Raw genomic sequence first — 16921 nt, forward strand, 5'->3', positions numbered from 1 at the left:
GTGGCGCCGTGGATTAACATATTGTTAATAAAAGCTAGGGCCTCGAACGTCCAGAAACGAGCGCACGGGTTCAAGCCGAATCTCGGCGTTTGGTTAACCGCTTTGGGACACCTATGCTGCGTTGCACGCAAAATATTGCGCCGCACAAAATTCTGGTTTATACTACGGGCTTCGAAATGAACTGAAGTCGTAACAGCGCCACCGCCAAGAACAGGACCGGAAAATGGCCAAGACCGAGAAGACCGCAGATATCATCGAGAACATAGAATTTTCCGCTTTCGACACATCCAAAGCCACCGATCAGTTCCGCGCCTTTGCCGAAAAAGGAGCGGAACAGTCGAAGGAAGCCTATGCCAAGGTAAAGGCCGGCGCGGAGGAGACGCAGAAGCTGTTCGAGAGCACTGTCGAAACTGCCAAGGCTGCTTCGAACGAGCTGTCGCTCAAGGCCATTGCCGCGCTGCGCGCCAATGCCGAACTGGGATTCTCCCATCTCGAATCCCTTGTCGCCGCCAAGTCGCTGTCCGAAATCGTCGAGCTCCAGACTGCCTATCTGCGCAAGCGAGTCGAGATGGCCGTGGAACAGGCCAAGGAATTCCAGTCCGCGACGACCAAGGCAGCCGAGGAGGTGGCGCAGCCGTTCAAGGGCGTCTTCGACAAGGCGCTCAAGGAATTCAAGGCCGCGTAAGCGGTCCGTTTTTCGAGAGGGTCCCCGGCTCTTACGGGGACGGGAAAAGGCCGGATTCTGGTTCCGGCCTTTTCTTTCTTGGTTTCGTCTGCGGATAGCATCCTCAACGGGCTTGAATTATCCTCCGTTTGTCCGTATGGACGCTTCGCCCGTGATTGGTGCCCGTGCGGTTGTAGCTCAGTTGGTTAGAGCGCAGGATTGTGGCTCCTGAGGTCGGTGGTTCAAGTCCACCCAACCGTACCACTCACATCCGGTTCATCTCGCCCTTCGCAAGATCATTGTCGCCGCCATGGCGTGATGCGCGGAATCCAGCGCGGCACGCCGGTACGGTAGGCTGCGTACTCTGCTCCGAAGTCTCGGGCCAGCTTCGGCTCTTCGTAGGACAGCACGAACAGGTGGGTAGCCAGCCAGAACGCGGCGCCGTAGGCGATAAGTCGCCAATCCGCCAGGAGAAGCGCTTGGCCCAGTATGGCGGCCAGAACGGCCACATACATGGGGTTCCGCACGTACCGGTACAGGCCCGTGACGACGAGATGCTTGGGCGGTGCGATGGGAGCGGGGGTGCCCAGCCCTTGCAAGGCGAAGCGGGCGAAAGAATCCACTAAGCCCGCGATCCCGGCGAACAGGACCACGGCCCCGGTGACGCGCGACCCCTCAAGGCCGAGAAAGGCCGGGTAGAAGCGCCAGTGGGTGATCCACGCCGGCACGACGCCGGCAATCAGTAGAGGCGCCACGACGAAGAAGATGACCGAGCCCAGTACGGCTTCCGGTTTTCGCATCAGACAGGCCTCGGACTAGATGTATATGTCTAGCACTTGTTCTTGCTTGTCTTCGTCCGTGATTGGAGCAGCAAGCAGGAATGTGATAGATAAATCGTATCGTCACGACATGACAACGGGCTCTGGCGATCGAGAGACCATCGGGCTCCCGCCCCATGAATCGGGAGGTCAATATGGCTTTGTCGGGCTTTTCCAAAACGGGCGTCTTCCGGCCCCAGGAACTGGCGTTCCTTCAGGAAGTCTTCGATGCATGCGGCCTGAAGCCGATCGACGGCGAGGCTGCCGACGCCGTGGCAAAGAGGCTGATCACCGCTTACGAGAGCGGCATGCGCGACAAGGATCTTCTTCGGTTGACAGCGATTGGAGCGCATTCGGCTGCGATCGGAGCCGAAAGGTTTTAGTCTTCGGCTGGTGCCGGGAGTCTCTCGCTAAAAAATGCTCAAATCAAAAGCCCGCCGGCTTTCGCGGGCGGGCTTCGTCGCAGGCGCCTCAAACTTAGAGACCTTGGCGGGCGACGCGCTCGATGTCGGTACGGTTGATGCCGAGATCGGCGAGTTCGCGGTTCGACAGGCGATTGAGTTCGTTCACGGTTTCGCGGACGCGGCGCCAGTTGCGATAGTTGCGAATAAGGTTCATCTGACTCTCCATTTCGTCGGTTCTTTGTTGACGCTCAGATAGTGGCGTCGGCCGCCGGCTTGAAGCGATGAGATTGCATGGCGGCAATGCGCGGGGTGCAAAGCGCCGTTCATCGTTCGTTAAGGTTGCCGTCGCTCACGGCAAGCTGTCGTGGCCTTGGTCGGGCGGCAAATGGCAGCGTCCAGCGCCGGTCGTCGAATCTATGCCGCGGATGCGACCTTCGAACGTTGCACGCCGTCGTGGAACGATGAATTCTGTTTGAACGAGTTTTCCTCCGACATGACCAAATGTGGATGGATTTGTCGTGCCACCGCTCCTCACGCGTCAGATGTACCTTAATTCTATAAAAATAGTGTACTTAAATGGATGCATCCTAGCGCAGGAGGCATTCGAGCATGCAGATATCCACCGCCGTCGGCATCTCCGGCAATCTGGGGCGGCCCTCCAAGACCCGCGGCTTGGTTGATCGGCTAGTCTCCGAAATCGCCAAGAAGAGCGGCTTGGCGCAACAGACGTTCGACCTCGAGGATCTCGGGCCGTCCTTCCCGAAAGGTAAGCGCTTCGCTGACCTCGACGGTTCGGCGCGACGCATCATAGAGGGCGTCGTGGCCGCCGACGTCCTGGTCGTCGGTTCGCCGACTTCCAAGGGAAGTTATACCGGGCTCTTCAAGCATTTCTTCGATCTGCTGGACCCTGGATGCCTGCGCGGCAAGCCTATCGTCCTCGCGGCGACCGGCGGCGGTGAGAGGCACTCGCTCATGGTGGAGCATCAATTGCGGCCGCTTTTCGCCTTCTTCGAAGCCTTCGCGCTGCCCACCGCCATCTATGTCTCGGAGCGTGATTTTTCCGATGGCGTGCTGGTGTCGGAGCCGATCCTACAGCGCATCGCGCAGGCCGTATCCGAAGCCGACCGGATACTCGGAGCGCGTTCCGAGCGCAACAGCCGGATCGGTCTCGTCGCCTGATTTCACCACCGGCCCAATCACGCCGCCTGCCAGCATTATCCGAAAAGGACCGCCGATGAGCACGAAGCGTCAATTGCACCTTGGATTCACCATCTGGCCGTCTGGATTCCATCCGGCCGGCTGGCGCCTGCCGCAGGCGCGCATTGATGGCAATTCAAACCGTGACTTCTACAAGCGGATGGCCCAACTCGCCGAACGCGGCAAGTTCGACTTTTTCTTCATCGGCGATCAGGTTGTCGGCTTACCGGAATGGCAGTACGAGCGCCCGAACCAGGTCCTACGTCCGGAGGCACTGTCGCTCGCCGGCTTTGTCGCGGGTGTAACCGAAAAGATCGGCATCGTGACCACGGTGAACGTGACCTATGCGGACCCCTATAGCGTGGCGCGCGCGACGGCGACGCTCGACCATCTTAGCGGCGGGCGCATCGGCTGGAACATCGTGACCGGCGAGGCCGAGGCGGCCGCCGGCAACTACAACCGCAAGGAGCACTGGGACAACACACGACGCTACGAATGGGCAAACGAATTCGTTGAGGTGGTGAAGGGTCTGTGGGACAGCTGGGAAGAGGATGCCCGGGTCGCTGACAAGGTCACCGGCGTTTTCATCGACCAGACAAAAGTGCACCGCATCGATTATCGCGGCGAGTTCTTCTCCATCGACGGGCCACTCAACGCCGAGCGACCGGTGCAGGGACAGATCCCGCTGGTGAATGCCGGGCGCTCGGACCGGTCCATCGAACTTGGCGCCCGCTATTCCGATATCAAGTTCACCAACTCGTCGACGCTCGGCCTGGAGGGAGCCAAGCGGTATTACGCCGACCTCAAGGCGCGTGCGACGCGCGAGGGACGTGACCCGGATCATCAGTTCATCATTCCAGGGATCGTCGTCTACACCGCCGAGACCAGTGATGCGGCGCATGCGCTTTACCGACAGATTCAAGAGCTTTGGCAGATCCCGATCGATTTCACCGATCTCTCTCAGGGCATTGGTGTGGACGTTACCGGCTATGCCGCCGATACGCGGCTCCCGGACGTGCCCGAATTCGCCCAATTGGCACCACAGGCGCAGGAGTATGTTCGGATCGCCAAGGAACAGTACGGTTCCGACGACATCTCGCTTGCCGACCTTTACCGGTCCTATCGCCGCCGCGGTGCATTCAAGGAAATTGTCGGCGATCCGCGCGAGATCGCTGACGTGCTCGAACTCTGGTTCAACGAGCGTGCGGTCGATGGCTTCATGATCTTCCCGCCCTATGTCGAGGGCGCGCTGGAATCCTTTGTCGATCTTGTCATCCCCGAGTTGCAGCGGCGCGGCATCTTCCGAACCGACTATACGGGCTCGACGCTGCGCGACCATTTCGGTCTGGCGCGCCCAACCGAACGGTTCATCGCCCGCGGCGCAAATGCCAATCGACCCATCCGGACCGCCGCCGCCGAATAGCGCGTCGCCATTCAAGACAGGAACCGTCCCATGACATTGACGCTTAGCTTCAGGATTCATGCGTTCCCGTTCGCGCGGGCAGCATTGACGGCAGTGATGCTGATGGCAACTTTGACAGCCAGCGCCGCGGAGGAACCTGTGCGGTTCGGCACGTCCGGCGGCTTGAGCAACGAGTCCATCGCTATTTCCGTTGCCATCGATCAGGGCTATTTCAAGGAGGTGGGGATCGAGCCGGAGATCATCCATTTCAAGGGCGGCGCGCCCGCCATCCAGGCCTTGGCGGGTGGCGCGATCGAATACTGCATCTGCGCGCCCGAGCACGTCATCCGTCTGCGCAACCGGGGCGTGGACGCGATCGTCGCAGCGCCACTCGACAACCGTATGGGATATGCGCTCTTCGGGCCGAAGGACGGTTCTGCGAAGTCTCTTGCCGAACTGAAGGGCCAGAAGCTGGGCATCACCAGCCCGGGCAGCAAGACCGACAACCTGTTACGGCTTGCACTGCACCGCGCCGATCTTGATCCGGATGCCGACGTCCAGATCGTGGGCATCGGCGGACCGGCGAACCAGATCAGTGCGATCGACACGGGCAACATCGCCGCCGGCATGCTCTCGGGCTTCGAGGCGCTGAGGGCGGAACAGACGCATTCGGTCGTCTATGACTGGCGCACATTGCGCGTGCCCAGCCTCGGCCTGCTCGCGCTCGGTGGCTGGGCGAAGGAAAAGCCGGACGTTGCCAAGGCCGTCGCAAGTGCGACTCGGCGCGGGGCCGAACTGGCGGCAACGGACCGTACGATCAGGGTGAAGACGCTAAGGGAGCTGTTTCCTGAAGCGGACGAGGCCCTGATCGAGCTCGCCGCCGACAAGCTGAACGATTCCACGGTGACGTCGCCGCGTTTTGCCGTGGAAGAGTTCGACGCGCTGCAGAAGGACATTCTCGAGCTCGAACCCGAGCTGAAACCGATCAGCTTCGACGAGTTCAACCCCGCGCCGGTCACGCAGTAGACGCCAGCGAAGGAGATTTGACGTGTCGGAAGGTAACGACGATCTACGCTTTAACCATTTGATCGATGCCGCGGAGCTCTTCGGAACATTGGCGTCGCCGAACAGGCCGGTCCTACTCGACATCCGCTTCCGCCTCGGCGGGCCGGACCGGCGGCAGGAATATCTAGAGGGGCATATTCCGGGAGCGGTGTTCGTCGATCTGCCGACCGAACTCGCCGGCGAGGAGAAGGGCTTCAGCGGCCGCCGGCCGCTGCCCGACATCCGCGACCTGCAGCGGGACGCCCGGCGCTGGGGCATAGGGCAGGGCGATGCGGTGGTCGTTTACGACAACAATTATGGCCAGCAGGCGGCGCGCGCATGGTGGGTGCTGCGCTGGGCCGGCATCAAAAATGTCAGGCTGCTGAACGGCGGCTTCGCGGCATGGCTGCGGGCCGGCCTTCCGGTTTCCCGCGACGTCGCTCTGCCAGCGTATGGCGACGTCAGCTTGTCGCCCGGCAACTTGCCGACGCTGACCGCCGACGAGGCGAGCGCGCTGGCACGCTCCGGCATTCTGGTCGACGCGCGCGACGCCGGCCATTATCAGGGCGCGCCGCGCGAGGCGGGCAAGCCAGCTGAGGGGCACATTCCGGGCTCGATCAACGTGCCGACCACCGGCAATCTCAGCGCCGACGGTTTGTTCGAGCCATCCGACGCGCTGAAACAGCGGTTCGCGGCTGTTGGGATCGATAAGCGTAAGCGCGTTGGCGCCTACTGCGGAGGTGGAGTCACGGCGACCCACCAGATCCTGGCGCTGGCAACGGTCGGCATCGATGCCGCACTGTTTCCGGGATCCTGGTCCGCATGGAGTTCGGATCCATCGCGGCCGGTGGCTACTGGGCCCGAGCCGCAATGACGATGACCGCGAACATCGGCGCGGCGCGGATGCCCTCCAACGCCTCTCTGCGGCTTGCCCGCGACCGGCTCATCCTCTTCCTACTGTTCGTCGCCCTCTGGGAGGCCGCCGCCCGCGCGCTCGTCAGTCCGCTATGGATCAGCCAGCCATCGGCGATTGCGGAGCGCCTGTGGTCGCTGGGATGGTCAGGACTGCTCTGGCGGCATTCCTGGACCACGATCCTCGAAGCCGGGCTCGGACTCGCTATGGCCTTTGCAGTAGGCGTTCCTATCGGCATACTGATGGCCCGCTACAAATATGGCAGTGCTGTCGCCGAGCCCTTCGTCATGGCGCTCTACAGCACGCCGCGCGTCGCCCTAGCGCCGCTCTTCATCATCTGGTTTGGCATCGATCTATTCTCCAAGGTGATGATGGCCTTCTCGATCGTCGTCTTTATCTTCATCCTCAACATCCATGAGGGGCTGAAGACGATCGACAAAGATCTGCTTGATCTGTTCCGGACAATGCGCGCGCCGCGGCTCTATGTAACGCGCAAGGTTCTGGTGCCGTGGATCGTGCCCTGGATCATCTCCTCGCTGAGGCTCGCCATTGGCTCGGCCCTGATCGGCGCCATTGTGGCGGAACTGATCGGTTCGAGCGCCGGACTCGGCTGGTACATCGAGCATTCGGCGGGACGGCTGGACACGACCGGTGTATTTGCCGGGCTGACCGCGCTCGTCGTTGTGGCGGTCGCGGCCAACGCGGCAGTGGCGAGGATCGAGAAACGCTATCTGGGATGGCGCCAGACATGACAATCCAGCTCCATCCCGGCGACGTCGAGCGCCGCTCCACTCACGTCGATCTGCCGGCGAAGATCTCCTTTTGCGACCTACGTGTCAGCTATGCGACGCCGCAGGGTGAAGGCGTGCTCGTAATCGACCGCTTCAACCTCGACATACCGGCTGGTCAGTTCGTATCGATTGTGGGACCGAGTGGGTGCGGAAAGTCGACGCTGCTGCGCGTGCTTTCCGGTCTTGTCCCCGCTTCGGCCGGAAAGGCGCTTATCGACGGCCGCTCTTTCGCCCACAGCCGCGAGAATGTCGGCTTCATGTTCCAGCGGGACACGCTGCTGCCCTGGGCCAGCGTGGCTGACAATATTCGCGTCGGCGCCGAGCTTTCCGGCCGCCAGGACGGGAACGACGCGGAGCGGCGGATCATCGAGCTGATCGGCTTCCTCAAGCTCGATGGGTTCGAACACCACAAGCCGCACCAGCTTTCGGGCGGCATGCGCCAGCGCGTGTCGCTCGGGCGGCTGCTGGCCTACGAGCCCGATATCTTCCTGATGGACGAGCCCTTTGGGGCGCTCGACACACAGACCAAGGCAGCGATGGGACGCGAGCTGCTGCGCATTTGGGCGCATCATCAGCGCTCGGTGATTTTCGTAACGCACGATATCGAGGAGGCGGTTACCTTGTCGGACCGTGTGATCGTGCTGTCACCGCGACCGGGCCGGATCGTATTGGACCTGCCCATAGAGCTTAAGCGGCCAAGGGACCCGAAGCTGCTGCGCAAGGATCCTGCCTACATCGACCATGTAGACCGGATATGGAGTAGGATCGAGGCCGCCCGGTGAACGCTGAGCCGGCTTGGTGGCGGAAGTCGCTGGGTACCTCTGCGCGACCTCGCAATCAGATAACAGGTGCGCGTGCGTCGGAGCATCGGGGCACTCCGGCCAGCGGTAAGCGGCACGAAATTTTGTCTTGTCGAGCCGGCTGGTTCGGACGTTCTTCGACTTGCTCGGATGCAAGTGGCCTGATTGGGCAATTTTCCGAAACCTATCTTAGAACAGCGAGCCTTGCTCACCGCCGGATCGACCCTTTGCCGGCGGTTTGGGGCGCGGCTTTGCCGGTTCGGCGGAGCCGGTCGCGGTCGCGCTCGCCACTCCATCGGCGAACTGGAGAGAGAGCGCCGCGCCGGGGCGCACGGAAGCCGCAAGCTTGACGGTCTGTCCCTCGGCGTCCCGCACCACCGCGAAGCCCCGCTGCAGGATCGACTGATAGGAGACGGTCGCAAGCATGCGCTCGGCCTGCGCATGAGGGTTCCGCTTCGCGACGAGCAAACTGTCGATGGCGCGGCGCAGCCTCGTCGCGATCCGTCTTTCCTCGCGGCGGAGTTCGGCGGCATGCCGGGCGATCGGTTCGATGCTCATGCGCGCCTGTAGCGTGGCGAGGTGGCGCCGCCTTTCGCGCAGATTGGCCACGGCGCATTTGGGAAGCTGGCTGCCGGCATGGTCCAGATGGCGGCGCGCTTCGCCGAGACGGCGCGAAAGCAGCGATGGTGCCAGCCGCGCGGCTTCGAGCCCGGCGCGCTTGCGTTCCGTGTTGACGATGAGCCCGCGGGCGAGCCACGTGGTTGCCTCGTCGTAGCGTCGCCGCGGCAGTGCAAGCAACTGGTCGGGGGAGGGCAGCGCGCGCGCCGTCGCGCGCAATGCCTGACGCTTGCGCTCGGCACCACGCGACACCGCTCCCCAAAGCCGCGCGGCGAGGCTCGACAGCGTCGCCTGCAACTCGGCTTTCACTGGAACCGCGATCTCGGCCGCCCCGGTCGGCGTCGGCGCCCGCATGTCGGCGACGAAATCCACCAACGTCCAGTCGGTTTCATGGCCGACCGCTGAGATTACGGGAATTTCGGACGCCGCGACGGCCCGGGCGAGGTCTTCGTCGTTGAAGCCCCACAAATCCTCCAGGCTGCCCCCGCCGCGTGCCACGATCAGCACGTCCGGCCGGGGGATGTCGCCTTCCCGCGGAAACGCATTGAAGCCTTTCACCGCCACCGTTGCTTCCAACCCTGCCGTTTCGCCCTGCACGCGGACCGGCCACACCAGCACGTGCAACGGAAAACGGTCGCGGATGCGGTGCAGGATGTCGCGGATCACAGCGCCGGTGGGCGAGGTGATGACACCGATGACGCGGGGCATATAGGGAAGAGGCCGCTTGCGGCCGCTGTCGAAGAGACCCTCCGCGGCGAGCCGGCGCTTGCGTTCCTCGAGCAGCGCCATCAGGGCGCCGGCGCCGGCGGGTTCGAGATTATCGATGACGATCTGGTATTTCGACGAGCCCGGGTAGGTGGTCAGACGGCCGGTGGCGATCACCTCCATGCCTTCCTCGGGCCGGAACTTCAGCTTCGCCATGGTGGTTTTCCAGACCACCGCCTCGATCCGTGAGCGATCGTCCTTCAGGGCGAAGTAGGCATGGCCGGAGGAGTGCGGCCCACGATAGCCGGAGATTTCGCCTCGCACCCGCACATTGCCGAAAGCATCCTCGACCACACGTTTCAGGGCGCCGGAAATCTCGCTCACCGTATATTCGGCGGCGTTCGTCTTCGAATCGGAAGCAAAAAAGTCGCTCATGATGGAGATTGGGAGCCCTTGCACCGCCAAGGTCAAGGCCTGCAACGCATCGCTTCGTTTAATGAAATGATCAAAAGAACTGGCTGGACGAGCACATGAGCGGCTCTCTAGCACAGGCTTGCCACAGGAGCATCCATGAACACCCGCTCTTTCGGGCCCGGTTCGTCCACGCCGCCCATCAAGCCATTCGACATGCTCGATCACGGCCTTTATGCGCTGACAGTGGTGGCGTGGAGCGCGTCCTGGTTCGCTATCGCGCAGCAGGTGGGCACGGTTTCGAACGAGGTCAATCTCGTCTGGCGCTTCGGGATCGCCACGATCATCATGTTTGGCTGGGTGTTTGCCTCCAGGCGGCCCTGGCGATTCCCATTGACGGATCATCTGCGCTTTGCCACGCTCGGAATACTGATCTTCTCGTCCAATTTCCTGCTTTTCTACTATGGCGCCCTCTATCTGGTGAGCGGACTTTTGTCCGTGGTCTTCTCGCTCGCCTCCGTGATCAACATGCTGCTCGGCGCCTTGGTCATGCGGGAAAAGCCATCGCTTCGCATCGTCGCGGGTGGCATTGTCGGTTTCGCGGGCATTGCCCTGATGTTCTGGCCGGAACTGGCCGCGCGGGGGCTTTCCGGCGGAACGTTGGTTGGACTGCTTCTCTGCGTCGCCGGCACATTCTCGTTCTGCCTCGGCAACCTCGTTTCCGGGGCCGCCCAGCGCCGAGGACTGTCCCTCGTCTCGATGAATGCCTGGGGCATGCTCTACGGCACCTTGTGGTCCGGCGTGCTGGCTTTGGCTCTTGGCAGGCCGTTCATCGTCGTGCCGACCTTCTCTTATCTGGGCTCTCTCCTGTTCCTGTCCGTCATTTCTACCGTCGTGGCCTTTGCCGCCTATCTCACCCTGCTCGGCAGGATCGGCGGCGCGCGAGCCGGCTATGCGACGGTGATGTTCCCCGTCTTCGCTTTGCTCATCTCGACGGTCTTCGAAGGCTATCGCTGGACTCCCTGGGCGATAGCCGGGTTGCTGCTCGTTGCGATCGGGAACGTGCTGGTGATCAGGGCCGGCAAACGGTAAACCGGAAGTCAGGAGGCATGCCCATGAAAGCCGTTCTGTTCGAGCAATTCCGGTCGCCGCCGGAAATTCGCAATGTTCCCGATCCCACGCCATCGGCTGATGGCGTCGTAGTCAAGGTCGAGGCGACCGGCCTATGTCGAAGCGACTGGCACGGCTGGATGGGTCATGATGCCGATATCGTGTTGCCGCATGTGCCCGGCCATGAGCTTGCCGGAACCGTGTCGGCCGTGGGTAAGCAGGTGAAGCGCTGGCGGGTGGGCGCTCGTGTGACGGTTCCCTTCGTGGCCGGGTGCGGCCACTGCCATGAATGCCGGTCGGGTAATCATCAGGTTTGCGAGGCGCAGTTCCAGCCCGGCTTCACTGCCTGGGGCTCGTTCGCCGAATATGTGGCCCTCGATTTTGCCGACACCAATCTGGTGCGGCTGCCCGACAGCTTGGATTTCGTGACCGCGGCGAGCCTTGGCTGCCGTTTCGCCACCTCGTTCAGGGCGCTCGTCGACCAGGCCAGGGTGCTGCCGGGTGAATGGGTGGCCGTGCATGGCTGCGGCGGCGTCGGCCTCTCCGCAATCATGATCGCGACCGCCATGGGGGCGAACGTCGTGGCAATCGACATCGCGCGGGAAAAGCTGACCTTTGCGCGTGACCTTGGTGCGGTTGCGACGATTGACGGGGCAGGCGTATCAGACGTCGCCGAGGCTGTCAGGGAAATCACGAAGGGCGGAGCGCATGTCTCGATCGATGCGCTTGGACATCCCGCGACCTGCTTCAACTCGATCGCCAATCTGCGGCGGCGAGGCCGTCACGTACAGGTTGGCCTGATGCTCGACGAGCACGCGCGGCCGCCGATACCGATGGACAAGGTGATCGCACACGAACTGCAGGTGATCGGCAGCCATGGCATGCAGGCCTTCCGCTATGAAGAGATGATGGCCATGCTCGAGACCGGAAAGCTCGCTCCCGAAAAGCTCGTGGGAAGGCGAATTTCCCTCGACGAGGCCCCAGGCGCCTTGATGGCGATGGACCGCTTCGAAGGGCAAGGCATTGCGGTCGTCGACAGGTTCTGATCCCCTGTCACCTATGGGCAGTCGGAGTCGCGAACGTAACGGGCCTTGACCCAGCCCTCGGTGACCTTATCGGCATTATAGTGACTGACTTTGCACCAGCGGCTGCCCCAAGGTCTGCTGAGCGGTTCGCACGGGCTATCGAGATGGATGATGCCGTGGCTCCCCGGCGTGAGTTCGTCGATAATCGGGGAGGATGCGCTGGGCCGTTTGCGCATGTTCAGTGCGTCGCCCGGTTCGACATTGACGACAACGAGACAACCGGGTCCGCTCGTCGCCAGCGCCTGGCCAGTCGGCAGAAGACAAACCGCCGCCAGGCAAGCGATGATGGTTTCCTTGTACATGCCCCCTCCCGCTGGATTACCAGCCGGCCATGACATGGTTCGGGCGCAGGCGCTTGCTCCGTATGCCGCCGAGCGCGGCGAAGTCGAACGTGCCGGTCTCCTCGGCGATCGGCGCCGAGATGTTATCGAGGCTTTCGGCGATATGGCGGGCCAGCGCGTCGACGATGTCGGCCTTGCTCGTATGGCCGCGGAGAATTCCGATGTTGATGTCCGGAAGGGGGCCGAAACCATCGGCCTCGCCGAGCACGCGCATGCCGGGCCGCAACGCGCATTCCGGAAGCACGGACAGTGCGAGGCCCGAAAGGACCGCCGCTATGATCACCGTCGCCGACCAGCTCGTGAAGAGGATGCGGTGTTCGCGCCCCATCCGGTGGAGCGTATCGGTGGCGACGCGCCGCCATTGACAGGTCGGACGGCCGAAGGCCATCGGCAGGATTTCTTCCTGATGCACGGAATGGCTAGCCGACGTCACCCAGAGGAGGGGCTCCTTGCGCACGATCTCTGATGGACGGACGTCGTCGCACTGGGTCACGAGCGCGATATCGAGATGGCCGCGACGGATCAACTCGGCGAGATTGATTGTCGGTTCGCACACCACCGACAGCTCCACGCGAGGGTTGGAGCGCGCGAAGCGGCCCATGATCTCCGGCAGGAAACGATCGGCATAGTCATCCGGCGTACCGATGCGCACCTGGCCTTCAAGGCTTGAATCGTCGAACGCTGCAAGCGTTTCCCGGTTGAGGCGCAGCATACGCCGCGCATAGGACAGCAGTCGGTCGCCTTCCTCGGTCAGCCGGTTCATGCGGCCGTCCTTCTCGAAGAGAGGCTTGCCGATGCGTTCCTCCAGGCGGCGCATCTGCATCGAGACCGCGGACTGGGTACGGTGCACTTCTTCCGCGGCCCGCGTAAAGCTGCCGGTATCGGCAATGGTGATGAAGGTGTGCAACTGATCGAGATCGAGTGGCGCTGCCATGGCGGAAAAATCCATCATGAAAGTTGATGGTAAAGATTAAAAACATTCGTTGGACTAATCAATACTCTTTCGCGCAAAGTGTAAGCGTCCACATGAAGCGACAGAATTCGAGCTGAACCGGAAGCGGCGTGTCCTCCCAGACGCCGCTCCGGACGGACGGGTTTTGTCCCAAGCCGCGGAAGGAGGCCTTGAGATGGCCACGGTTTACCAGAATTCCTCGCTCCACGCCCCTTCGCGTCAAGCGTGGGCGGTTCGTGCGGTCAATTCCATTGCCAGTTTTTATCGCTCCTGGAAAAACCGGCGCGAATTCATGCGTCTCGGCGAGATGACCGATGCCGAGCTTGCCGACATTGGCCTGCGCCGCACCGATCTGCACGCCGCCGTAGGTCTGCCTTTTGGCGCCGACCCCACGGCGCGGCTGAACGCCATCGTCCATGGGCGCCACCAGGAGACGGCCTCGCGCCAGGCGCATTAGCGCGCCGCATCGAAAGGGATGATCTGACAGAGTTGACGCAGGCGCTATCCCCACTCCCGCCGGGTTCCCCGGTAGCCTGCATATTGCCCGGCCTCCCGAGGCCGGGCTTTTTTCAGGGTGCTTTCCACCGGCAGTGCCGCGCCATCATCCTGACCTCCAAGTGACGAATTGCTCCCGATTTCCGGAGATGCAGTAGTATCCCGACTTTATGCAGGAGACCCCAGCTGTTTTTTGCTTCGGGGTTTGCGGGGTCGAATGAGGATGTCACGAACGATCATCCTCCTGTTTCCGCCCCCGACAGCCGTAATTCACGATAATCCCGCTTTCCACAGGCTCGCGCGGCTTGGCTGCGGCAAAACGCCGTCGTAACGTAAGGGCAATTCAGGTCCCGCGGACGTTCGAATTGGTCAGCGGATCAGCCGGGGAACAACCTGAGGCCGTTCTGAAGAGGGCATCTCGCGGTCCCGCGACTGCACGGTTCAGAAGACCGACGGCGACCATCGTCAAGCGGTTGCAAACGTCAACGATGGGCCGATGCTGCCATGAAGGCCGGGAAAGTCCTTCGATGGTGCGTCAAGCGGAACGCAAGTTGCGCGGGCGCGGTCGGGCAACGCATTTCGATAGGAACGCATTTGCTGCGACCGTCACAAGCAAGGTCACCTTAGGTGCCGTTGCTTTGACAGGGAGGCGCTGGGAGCAATTCCGGCGCTTTCTGTCGTTTTGAGCTGTCCTCTATCGGTAGCGATCCATGCCCTGGCGGAATTGGTCGAAGATCGATTCCACGCCCTTCTGGTAGTCGTCGCGCTGCTTGGCGCCCGTTTCGAACATGTCGCCGAAGAGATCGTCATAGGGGTTGCGCGGCCGTCCGCTGGGGTTGTCCCGCTGCTGGGGGCGGGCCTCCTGAGGCTGCGGAGAGGTTTCCCGAGGCGCCTGAGCCTGTCCGCCGCGCAGCATTTCCTCGAAAATCCTGCCGAGCGGATTGTCGCCATAGCCGCCGGGCGTCCCACCTGACGGTGCCGGGGCGGCACCGCCGCCAAACATGTCCTGCAGGATCTTGCCGAGCGGATTGTCGAGGGGATCGGGCGATTGCGGCGCTTGCCTGGGCTGCGGCGTCTGTTGAGGCATGCCGAACCCGCCGCCTTGCTTCATCATCTGCTCGATGATCTCCTGCAGCGGATTGCTGGCATTGCCGGCTGCCGCCTGCATCTGGTTGGTCGATTGCTTGAAGAGTCCGCCCATGATCATGGCCGCGATGGCGGGAAGCATCTGCTGGAGCAACTGCTGGCCGAGACCCGTTGCCTGGGCGGCTTGTGCCGCGACGGCTCGGCTCAGATCTTTCGAACCGAACAACTGGCCGAGAACGTCGTTGCCGGCAGCCATGCCCTGAGGCGAGGAGGCATCGGCGGCATCATCGAAATAGCGGGCATGCTGTCCGGTGGACAGGGCCGACAGGAAGGCGCCGACCCCATAGGGATCCGAAGTGTTGCGCTTGAGCCCTTGGCTGAAGGCGGGCAGCAGCGCTTGCACAGCGGCCTGCGCCTGTTGCTGGGAGAGGCCGAACTGGCGTGCCAGAGCCTCCACTCCGTTGCCGTTCTGCGCGTTGGCGAGCATGTCGAACAGGTTGAGCATGAAGGCCTCCCAGGCTTGTCGGTTGGGAGAGCCTAAAACATTTTGCGGCCAAGTGGAATCACATGGAGTCGCCCGATTGGACGCACTGCGCCCTACCACCGGCCGATGAGTCGGGTTCGGTTCCGCGTCAATAGGCGTATTCGAGGAACACCGGTTCGATCGAGTCGCCCCAACGCGTGTGATAGGCGTTGAGCATCTCGGTAGCGCTCGTCGTGCCGCGCGCTACAACCTCGTCGAGTGGCGCCAGGAAATGCGTCTCGTCATATCCGTCGCGGTTCTTGCGGCCGCGATTGGAAAGACCGGTTCGCGATATGGTCAGCACTTCGCGCGCCATCTCACGCAACGTGCCTGTGCGGAACGGCACGGAAAGGGCTCCTTCCGGAACGGCGTCGCGCATGGCGCGAACGTCTTCGTAGGTCCAGTCGCGGGTGAGCGTTTCGGCTGCGTCAAGTGCCTCCCCGTCATAGAGCAATCCGACCCAGAAGGCGGGCAGGGCGCAGATGCGCCGCCACGGCCCGCCGTCGGCGCCGCGCATCTCGAGGAAGCGCTTCAGCCGCACGTCGGGAAACAGAGTGGAAAGATGGTTGGCCCAATCGCCCATGGTCGGGCGGCCCTGCGGGATCGTATTGTCAAGCGCGCCCTCCATGAACTGCCGGAAAGTCACGTGGGTCACGTCGTGATAATGGCCGTCGCGTATGACGAAATACATGGGGACGTCGAGCGCCCATTCTACGTAATCGGCGAAGCCGAAATCCGGTGCGAAGCAGAAGGACAGCAGGCCCGAACGCTGGTTGTCGGTGTCGCGCCAGATATCGCCTCGCCAGGATTGGAAGCCGTTCGGCCGCCCCTCGGTGAAAGGCGAATTGGCGAAAAGCGCCGTTGCCAGCGGCTGCAGCTTGAGCGAAACCTGCATCTTGCGACGCATGTCGGCTTCGTCGGCGAAGTCGAGATTTACCTGAATGGTACAGGTCCGATACATCATATCGAGGCCCTTGGTGCCGACCTTGGGCATGTACCGAGTCATGATCTCGTAGCGCGACTTCGGCATCTTCGGTGTCTCGGCAAGCGTCCATTTCGGACTGCCGCCGAGACCGAGGAAGCGGATGCCGAGCGGTTCGGCGATCTCGCGCAATTGCGCGAGATGAGCGTTGCCCTCGCGGCAGGTCTGGTGGATCGTCTCCAGCGGTGCACCGGAAAGCTCGAACTGCCCGCCGGGCTCGAGCGAGATGGCGCCCTGGCCGGTGGGCTCGACGAGCCCGATGATGCGCCCGGCATCCATGATCGGATCCCAGCCGAGCGTCTTTTGCATGCCTTCCAGCAAGGCGCGGATGCCGCGCGGACCGCCATAGGGAACCGGCGCGTTGCCATCGACGTAGAAGGGGAATTTCTCGTGTTCGGTCCCGATGCGCCAGCGTTCTTTCGGCTTGCCGCCATCGGAAAGATAGCCGACGAGCTCGTCCAGCCCCTCGATGGGCCGGAAATCCGTCGTGTCACGCGCCATGGTGAATGTTCTCCCGCCCGGTTGCCGGCGCTTGATGGATGAAAGAAGGCTGAGCGATCAAACGAAAAATCCTGACCCT

General features: G+C 62.5%; 18 protein-coding genes and 1 tRNA gene. 12 read left to right on the forward strand and 7 right to left on the reverse strand.

Annotation, left to right across the window (positions count from 1 at the left end; all coding sequences use genetic code 11):
• The first annotated feature begins 223 nt into the window (after positions 1–223).
• On the forward strand, positions 224–685 hold the full coding sequence (locus tag ACCO56_RS02175) for a phasin (protein WP_433637163.1): 462 nt from the start codon (positions 224–226) through the stop codon (positions 683–685).
• A gap of 166 nt (positions 686–851) precedes the next feature.
• Positions 852–928 (forward strand) — tRNA-His (locus ACCO56_RS02180).
• A 32-nt stretch (positions 929–960) separates the two neighbouring features.
• On the opposite strand, the gene ACCO56_RS02185 is transcribed toward ACCO56_RS02180, so the two are convergent.
• A complete protein-coding gene (locus tag ACCO56_RS02185; RefSeq protein WP_433637166.1) occupies positions 961–1464 on the reverse strand; it encodes a methyltransferase family protein in 504 nt (167 codons plus the stop codon).
• A gap of 173 nt (positions 1465–1637) precedes the next feature.
• Here ACCO56_RS02185 and ACCO56_RS02190 point away from each other — a divergent pair, with 173 nt between their 5' ends.
• Entirely contained in the window at positions 1638–1865 is a 228-nt protein-coding gene (locus tag ACCO56_RS02190) for a hypothetical protein (protein WP_433637167.1), read from the forward strand.
• Between the two features lie 94 nt (positions 1866–1959).
• Here the strand turns inward: ACCO56_RS02190 and ACCO56_RS02195 are convergent, their stop codons facing one another.
• Complete coding sequence (locus ACCO56_RS02195) at positions 1960–2100, reverse strand: DUF1127 domain-containing protein (RefSeq protein WP_433637170.1); 141 nt, start codon at positions 2098–2100, stop codon at positions 1960–1962.
• Positions 2101–2495: 395 nt separating this feature from the next.
• Here ACCO56_RS02195 and msuE point away from each other — a divergent pair, with 395 nt between their 5' ends.
• The 6 genes from msuE to ACCO56_RS02225 are packed head-to-tail and all read left to right on the forward strand — an operon-like array spanning position 2496 to position 8015.
• Positions 2496–3065 carry an FMN reductase gene (gene msuE, locus ACCO56_RS02200; protein WP_433637172.1) on the forward strand — a complete coding sequence of 190 codons (570 nt, stop codon included), beginning with the start codon at positions 2496–2498 and terminating at the stop codon, positions 3063–3065.
• Positions 3066–3120: 55 nt separating this feature from the next.
• Positions 3121–4506 carry an NtaA/DmoA family FMN-dependent monooxygenase gene (locus ACCO56_RS02205; protein ID WP_433637176.1) on the forward strand — a complete coding sequence of 462 codons (1386 nt, stop codon included), beginning with the start codon at positions 3121–3123 and terminating at the stop codon, positions 4504–4506.
• Between the two features lie 30 nt (positions 4507–4536).
• Positions 4537–5511: an ABC transporter substrate-binding protein gene (locus tag ACCO56_RS02210; protein WP_433637178.1), complete on the forward strand. Its 975-nt coding sequence runs from the start codon at positions 4537–4539 to the stop codon at positions 5509–5511.
• A gap of 22 nt (positions 5512–5533) precedes the next feature.
• Positions 5534–6403: a sulfurtransferase gene (locus ACCO56_RS02215; RefSeq protein WP_433637180.1), complete on the forward strand. Its 870-nt coding sequence runs from the start codon at positions 5534–5536 to the stop codon at positions 6401–6403.
• Positions 6352–7194: an ABC transporter permease gene (locus ACCO56_RS02220; RefSeq protein WP_433637182.1), complete on the forward strand. Its 843-nt coding sequence runs from the start codon at positions 6352–6354 to the stop codon at positions 7192–7194. Before ACCO56_RS02215 ends, ACCO56_RS02220 begins: the two co-directional genes overlap by 52 nt.
• The gene (locus ACCO56_RS02225; protein WP_433637184.1) at positions 7191–8015 is read left to right on the forward strand and encodes an ABC transporter ATP-binding protein; all 825 of its coding nucleotides are present in this window, start codon (positions 7191–7193) and stop codon (positions 8013–8015) included. The genes ACCO56_RS02220 and ACCO56_RS02225 overlap by 4 nt, the downstream gene beginning before the upstream one ends.
• A gap of 207 nt (positions 8016–8222) precedes the next feature.
• On the opposite strand, the gene xseA is transcribed toward ACCO56_RS02225, so the two are convergent.
• Complete coding sequence (gene xseA / locus ACCO56_RS02230) at positions 8223–9791, reverse strand: exodeoxyribonuclease VII large subunit (RefSeq protein ID WP_433637185.1); 1569 nt, start codon at positions 9789–9791, stop codon at positions 8223–8225.
• 135 nt (positions 9792–9926) lie between these two features.
• Here xseA and ACCO56_RS02235 point away from each other — a divergent pair, with 135 nt between their 5' ends.
• Positions 9927–10859 carry a DMT family transporter gene (locus ACCO56_RS02235; protein ID WP_433637188.1) on the forward strand — a complete coding sequence of 311 codons (933 nt, stop codon included), beginning with the start codon at positions 9927–9929 and terminating at the stop codon, positions 10857–10859.
• A 23-nt stretch (positions 10860–10882) separates the two neighbouring features.
• A complete protein-coding gene (locus ACCO56_RS02240; RefSeq protein WP_433637190.1) occupies positions 10883–11923 on the forward strand; it encodes a zinc-dependent alcohol dehydrogenase family protein in 1041 nt (346 codons plus the stop codon).
• Between the two features lie 11 nt (positions 11924–11934).
• Here the strand turns inward: ACCO56_RS02240 and ACCO56_RS02245 are convergent, their stop codons facing one another.
• Entirely contained in the window at positions 11935–12264 is a 330-nt protein-coding gene (locus tag ACCO56_RS02245) for an SH3 domain-containing protein (RefSeq protein WP_433637191.1), read from the reverse strand.
• A 16-nt stretch (positions 12265–12280) separates the two neighbouring features.
• The gene (locus ACCO56_RS02250; protein ID WP_433637192.1) at positions 12281–13237 is read right to left on the reverse strand and encodes a LysR substrate-binding domain-containing protein; all 957 of its coding nucleotides are present in this window, start codon (positions 13235–13237) and stop codon (positions 12281–12283) included.
• Positions 13238–13430: 193 nt separating this feature from the next.
• Between ACCO56_RS02250 and ACCO56_RS02255 the strand changes: the two genes are divergently transcribed.
• Positions 13431–13712: a DUF1127 domain-containing protein gene (locus tag ACCO56_RS02255; protein ID WP_433637195.1), complete on the forward strand. Its 282-nt coding sequence runs from the start codon at positions 13431–13433 to the stop codon at positions 13710–13712.
• Positions 13713–14444: 732 nt separating this feature from the next.
• Here the strand turns inward: ACCO56_RS02255 and ACCO56_RS02260 are convergent.
• The gene (locus ACCO56_RS02260) at positions 14445–15341 is read right to left on the reverse strand and encodes a DUF937 domain-containing protein (protein WP_433637197.1); all 897 of its coding nucleotides are present in this window, start codon (positions 15339–15341) and stop codon (positions 14445–14447) included.
• 127 nt (positions 15342–15468) lie between these two features.
• Positions 15469–16842 carry a glutamate--cysteine ligase gene (locus tag ACCO56_RS02265; RefSeq protein ID WP_433637199.1) on the reverse strand — a complete coding sequence of 458 codons (1374 nt, stop codon included), beginning with the start codon at positions 16840–16842 and terminating at the stop codon, positions 15469–15471.
• Positions 16843–16921: the final 79 nt, after the last annotated feature.

This window comes from Mesorhizobium sp. 1B3 (assembly GCF_050958605.1).
Classification (GTDB): domain Bacteria; phylum Pseudomonadota; class Alphaproteobacteria; order Rhizobiales; family Rhizobiaceae.